General features: G+C 74.0%; 3 protein-coding genes. 1 reads left to right on the forward strand and 2 read right to left on the reverse strand.

The window, feature by feature from the left end:
* Window positions 1-252: 252 nt before the first annotated feature.
* Window positions 253-1458 (reverse strand): L-2-hydroxyglutarate dehydrogenase, encoded by a 1206-nt coding sequence (gene lhgD / locus ABTX62_RS02375; protein ID WP_502997889.1) that lies wholly within the window; start codon window positions 1456-1458, stop codon window positions 253-255.
* Window positions 1459-1531: 73 nt separating this feature from the next.
* On the reverse strand, window positions 1532-2956 hold the full coding sequence (locus ABTX62_RS02380) for an NsdA family TPR-like regulatory protein (protein ID WP_283974864.1): 1425 nt from the start codon (window positions 2954-2956) through the stop codon (window positions 1532-1534).
* An 813-nt stretch (window positions 2957-3769) separates the two neighbouring features.
* Here ABTX62_RS02380 and ABTX62_RS02385 point away from each other — a divergent pair.
* The gene (locus ABTX62_RS02385; protein WP_283974863.1) at window positions 3770-5887 is read left to right on the forward strand and encodes an asparagine synthase-related protein; all 2118 of its coding nucleotides are present in this window, start codon (window positions 3770-3772) and stop codon (window positions 5885-5887) included.
* Window positions 5888-6059: the final 172 nt, after the last annotated feature.

Here is a 6059-nt window from a genome sequence, read left to right on the forward strand (position 1 = left end):
TTCTCGCCGTGTGGGGGCTCGTGTGGTGCACCGTTCGGCTGTGGGCCTGTGTGACCGGCTGCTGCGGGCGGGGCCCCGAGGTGGCCCCTTCTCGTCGTGCCCGGGTGCGTCGTGCCGGTGCCCATCCCGGTCGGTCGCGGGCGCTGGGCCGCCCCAGCAGCGGGCGTGCCTGCTGCTCAGGGCGCCACGGGTGGGCGATGGACGAGGCAGCCCGTTCCGCCGGGATCAGCGGCAGCGCCGAGCCCGCGGACCTCACAGCGCGTTCAACGCCCTCCGGGCCACCTCCCGGCCGATCGGCAGGGACGCCGTGGCCGCGGGTGACGGCGCGTTCAGTACGTGCACCGCGCGAGGGCCCTCGCGGATCAGGAAGTCGTCGACCAGGGTTCCGTCGCGGAGGACCGCCTGGGCGCGCACACCCGCCGCCGTCGGCACCAGGTCGCCCTCGGACACCGCGGGCAGCAGCCTGCCCACCGCGTCCGTGAACGCCGTCCTGGACAGGGACCGCCGCAGCTCTCCCGCCCCGTACCGCCAGTGCCGGCGGGCGATCCGCCAGGAGCCGGGCCAGGCCAGGGTCGAGCCCAGCTCGCGCAGGCGCACCGTGCCCCATCCGTACCCCTCGCGGGCCAGTGCCGGGACCGCGTTGGGTCCGACATGGACGCTCCCGTCGATGCCTCGCGTGAGATGCACCCCGAGGAAGGGGAACGCCGGGTCGGGCACGGGATAGACCAGGCCCCGCACCAGCTCCGGCCGGGCCAGCTCGTAGTACTCACCACGGAACGGCACGATCCGCATGCCCGGGTCGTCCCCGGTGAGCCGGGCGATCTCGTCGCATTGAAGGCCCGCGCAGTTCACCAGGACCCGCCCGCGTACAACGTCACCCGCGGCCGTCAGCACGGCGACCCCCCGCCCGGGGCGCCGGTCCACGCGTACGACCCGCGTGCCGTAGCGGATCTCCGCACCCGAGGCGTGGGCCAGCCGGCGGGCGACCGCGACGAAGTCGCAGATGCCCGTCGTGCCCACGTGTATCGCGGCGAGGCCGCGCACCTCCGGCTCGTACTCCGCGATCTGGGAGGCACCCAGCTCCCGTACCGGGATCCCGTTCTCCCGGCCGCGCTGCACCAGTGCGTGCAGGCGGGGCAGCTCCGCGCGGTCGGTGGCGACGATCAGCTTGCCGGTGACCGCGTGGGGGATGCCGTACTCGGCGCAGAACTTGACCATCTCCGCCGCGCCCCGCACCGCGTAACGCGCCTTGAGGGAGCCGGGGCGGTAGTAGACGCCGCTGTGGATGACGCCGCTGTTGCGGCCGGTCTGGTGGCGGGCCGGGCCCGGCTCCTTCTCCAGGACGGTGACCTGTGTGCCCGGTGCGGCGCGTGTGATGGCGTACGCCGTCGACAGACCGACGATTCCGCCGCCGATCACCAGCACGTCACAGTCGTATCCGGTCCGCACGCGCACCACCTCCCGCCTCGATAGTGCACTGCGCCACTGACACCGCCCGCAAACGCGCGACGAACGGCATTCCCGCGCCCCGCTACGCCGGGGTCATCAGCAGCGGCCGTGCACGCTCACGGAGCTCCACCACCCGTGGCTCGTCGCCGTACGGCTCCAGACGGTGCAGGAGATCCTTCACGTACTCGGTGGTGCGGGCCGAGGAGATCCGCCCGGCGACCTCCACCGCCCGCACCCCCTGCTCGCACGCGGCGTCCAGGTTCCCCGACTCCAGTTCGGCGACCGCGGAGACGACCAGGCGCAGGCCGTGCGAGCGGACGAACTCCTCCGTCGGCTTCGACAGGGCCTGCTCGGTGAAGCGGCGGACCTGGCGGGGCGCCTTGAGGTCGCGGTAGCACTCCGCCGCGTCGGCGGCGAAACGGTCGTAGGAGTAGAAGCCGAGCCAGCTCGGGTCGTTGTCGCCGGGGCGGGCGCGCTCCAGCCAGCTCTCGGCCGCCTTCAGGGCGCCGCCGGCGGCCTGGGCGTCGTTCGCACGCGCGTGTGCCCGGGCCTCGACCAGGCGGAAGAAGCTCATGGTGCGGGCCGTGGCCAGTCCGCGGTTGCGTTCGAGGGCGGCCTGGGCGAGGTCCACGCCCTCGTCGCCGAAGCCGCGGTAGGTGGCCTGGAGTGACATGGAGGCCAGCACATAGCCCCCGAGGGGGACGTCCGCCGCCGCCCGGGCCAGGCGCAGGGCCTGGATGTAGTAGCGCTGGGCCGCTTCCTGCTGGCCCGTATCGAAGGCCATCCAGCCCGCGAGGCGGGTGAGTTCGGCGGAGGCGCCGAAGAGGGCCCGGCCGACCTCGTCGGAGTACGAGCCGAGCAGCAGGGGGGCGGCCTCCACTCGTAAGCACTCGGGGACCATGGACGAACGCCAGTCGCCGCCGCCGTATTTGGAGTCCCAGCGCCGCGCGTCCTCGGCGGCCTCCCGCAGCTTCTGCACATCACTGTGGCCGACTTTGAGCGGTGCGCCGGAGCCCTCGCCGGGGCCCACGTCACGCGCGACCGAACTGTCGGCCGGGGTTATCAGCCACCGTGAGGCGGGCGTTGCGTATGCGCTCACCGCGAACGATCCTGCCAGCGACTGCCAGATGCCGCCCGAACCGGCCCGGCGGCCGGCGAGGTCGAGGCGGTACAGATCCGTCGCCGAGCGCACCGCCTGGCCGACGTCCCGCGGGAAGGCGAGGCCGACTTCGGGTGCCGGGTCGGCGTCGGCCAGACCGATCTCGTGGAGTGGTACCGGGCGGCCGAGCTTCTGGCCGATGGCGGCGGCGATGAGGTGCGGCGCGGCACCCTGGGGCACCATGCCCTTCGACACCCAGCGCGCCACCGACGTCTTGTCATAGCGAAGCGTCAGACCGCGCTGGGCGCCAAGATCGTTGACGCGCCGCGCGAGGCCCGCGTTGGAAATTCCCGCGAGGGCGAGAACGGCGCCGAGTTTGTCGTTCGGCCCGCGTTGCTCCCTGGACATGCGCCACCCCTCGACACAGACGGCTGCCGCACTGGCATAACCACGCGGCATTCGTAAACCCAGCGTAGTTCGCCGCATCCCAAGCGTTAAGGGGCATTGTTCCGGTTGGCGGGATTGTGGTCCGTACTGAAGTGCGGTTCAGATACGGGCTGTTGCGACGTGCTCCCAGTGTGTGGCCGTGCGCCTGTCCGTGCGCTCTTCTCCGGCCACCGCGGGAGCGGTTCCATGGTCATTGCGTGGGTCGGCCCGCTGTACTGGATCCAGCGGGCTGGGGGACACCGCCGCCTTCATCCCCGCGGGCGGCGGAACGGTCCGGGAGGCGGGCTCCGTCTCCCGGACCGCGCGACCGGAAGACAGGGTGCGGAGCCTGTACGGAGCGTGTTCGAAGCCGTCTGCGTGACGCCGATTTGGCCGAAAATCGACCCCGGCGGTCTTGGTGCATCAGGCCTCCGACCATGGCAGTTGAGGGCGCTTCCGGTGTGATTGGGGCGCGTTTCGGGGGCGCATTCGCGTCGCAGTCGTACCGGAGACATGTCGCTGGCGTGCCTTGATTCTTGGCGCTCCCTTCCTTTTCCTCCTCCGCCGCGCTTCGGTTTCCCTTCCTGATTTTGCGCCCCGCCGACCGCTGTCGCCGCCCGGGTCTCCTTGTGGCGTGCGGGTGTTCGGGGTGTTCGGGGCACTGCGGGCGGCTCCGCCGGGGCGCATTCGACGGAGCGCAAGCGGCGTCGGCACCCTCTGGAACGCTTCCTTCATGGCAGCATGGTGAACCGGTTCGTACGGTGCACTGGTTGTCCACAGCCTGTGGAGGCGGCGATGCGGTGGTTGGTGGGATGGAGCAGCACCGCCGCGGGAGCCGTCGCTGCCGGCTCGGCGGGGGCGACCGGCGGCGAGGGTGAGACGCTGCACCCGGTGGGGTCCCAACTCCTGTGGGGCGACCCCGATCCGCTGTGGGCGGTCGGCGACTGGCGCCCCGACGAGGTGCGCGTCGTGAAGGCCGACGACCGGACGCGCATCGCCGTCCTCGGCATCTGCGGCGCCACCGACGAGCAGTTGCGCGTCGCGCTGTTCGCCGCGCGCGGCGGGGCACTTCGGCATCTGACCGCCTGGCCGGGCAGCTACACGGCGATCGTCCAGGTCGGCAGGCGGATCACCGTCTGCGGCGATCTCGCGGGCGCGCGGCCGGTGTTCCACACGCCCTGGGCCGGCGGTACGGCGTACGCGACCGCCGCGCTGCCGCTGGCCGACCTCATCGAGGCCAACCTCGACTTCGGGCACCTCGCCGCGCTGCTGGCCGCCCCGGACGTGCCCGCCGCGCTGCACGACTCCACGCCGTACGACGGCGTGAAGCGCATTCCGCCCGGGCATGCCCTCATCCTGCGCGCCGGGGCGCGCGAGATCGCCGGGTACGAGCCGGTCGCCTCGCTGGCCGTGGCGGCGCCCCCGGCCGATCCGGACAGCGCGGTCGACGCGGTGCGCGACGCGCTCGTGGAAGCCGTACGGACGCGGCTGTCCGCGCCTCGGCACGTCCCCGGGGCGGACATCGACCCGGGCCCCGTGCCCGGCATGGGGCCCGCCGAGCGGCGTGCCGCACGCGGGATGCCGGTCCCGGGGATCGGCGCGGACCTCTCCGGCGGGCCGGCCTCCGGGGCACTGGCGCTGCTGGCCGCGGGACTGCCCGGAATGCCCGGCACGGTGCTCGGCCACGGCACGGGCGCGGGGGAGCGGCTGCTGGCCGTCACGTTCAACGACCTCGCCGTCGGGGGCCGGGAGGCCGAACTGGAGCGGGCGGGCGCACTGGCGGCCAACCCCCGGCTGCACCACGTCGTCGTGGCCGGTGACGAGCAGACCCTTCCGTACGCCGACCTGGACGGGCCTCTGACGGACGAACCCGGGCCGTGCCTGGTGTCGGCGGCGCGCCACCGGGCCCGGCTCGCGGCGGGCAGCGCGGACCACTTCACGGGCTACGGGGCGCGCCAGGTGCTGGACGCCCATCCCGCGCGGCTCGCCGACCTGCTGATGGACCGCCGGCGGCGTCATCTCGTACGGCCGGTCGCCGCGCTGGCCAAGGCGGACGGGTCGGTGCTGGTGCCGGCACGCGTGTACGCGGCGGCACGGCGGTTGTCCCGTACGCCGTACCGGTCGGGTGTCGAGTCCCTCGCCGAGCGCCTTCTCGACCCCCGCTCCGACGACGGGCTCGACGCGCCCGGCGGTGCGCTGGACGCCTCACTCGCCGCGCTGACCTGGGGGAGACCCGGGCCGGCGGCGCGCTGGCTGACCGGTGAGGCGCTCGCTGAAGTATCGGTTCGTCTTCAGGCATCGACACACCGGTCGGAGCTGGTGGGGCCGGGGCAGCGGCCGGGGGACTTCCGGGCGCGCGCCGCGCTGGCACGGCACGCGGCGGACCTGCGGGTGCTGGAGCAGGCGGCGGAGGTCCGCTTCCAGCGGCTGCACGCGCCGTTCCTCGACAACCAGGTCGTCCGCGCGGCCCGGGCGCTGCCCGAAGCACTGCGGGTGCGGCCGGGGGCCAGGGCGGCGATCCTGCGTACGGTGCTGGAAGGGGCCGGTGTCCGGGAGCTGCCGCCCGGCTGGGGCGCCCCGACCCAGGCGACCGCGGCGGCCACGGAGCGCACGGGGCTGCGCGTGGCGGCGGACTCCCTGGTCGCCCTGTTCGACACCCCGCTGCTGGCGGAGGCGGGCCTGGTCGAGGCCCGGGTGGTTCGCAAGGCGCTGCGGGGCGCGGCGGCGGGCGAACCCCTTCCCCTGGACGGCCTCGCGGACCTGGTCTCCCTGGAACTGTGGCTCCGCCGCCTGCTCTCGCGCCGCGGCACCTGCTGGACGGGAACGCCGGCTCGGCAGCGCGCGGTACCGGCGGGAATCGCCCCGCAGCGGGGGGCGTTGGGCGCGGGGGCCGGTGGAGGACGTCGGGGCTAGCGCCTGTGCCCGTGCCTGTGCCCGTGCCCCTGTGCGTGCCCACGTCTGCGCCCACGTCCGCGCCCGTGTCTGTGTCTGTGCCCGTGCCCCTGTGCGTGCCCACGTCTGCGCCCACGTCCGCGCCCGTGTCTGTGTCTGTGCCCGTGCCCCTGTGCGTGCCCACGTCTGCGCC

The organism is Streptomyces sp. NPDC096046, assembly GCF_040303285.1.
GTDB lineage: Bacteria > Actinomycetota > Actinomycetes > Streptomycetales > Streptomycetaceae > Streptomyces.

Excerpts from the sequence above, each read along its gene's own strand:
- ABTX62_RS02380 (WP_283974864.1), bottom strand. The coding sequence starts at position 2,956 with ATGTCCAGGGAGCAACGCGGGCCGAACGACAAACTCGGCGCCGTTCTC.
- ABTX62_RS02385 (WP_283974863.1), top strand. The coding sequence starts at position 3,770 with ATGCGGTGGTTGGTGGGATGGAGCAGCACCGCCGCGGGAGCCGTCGCT.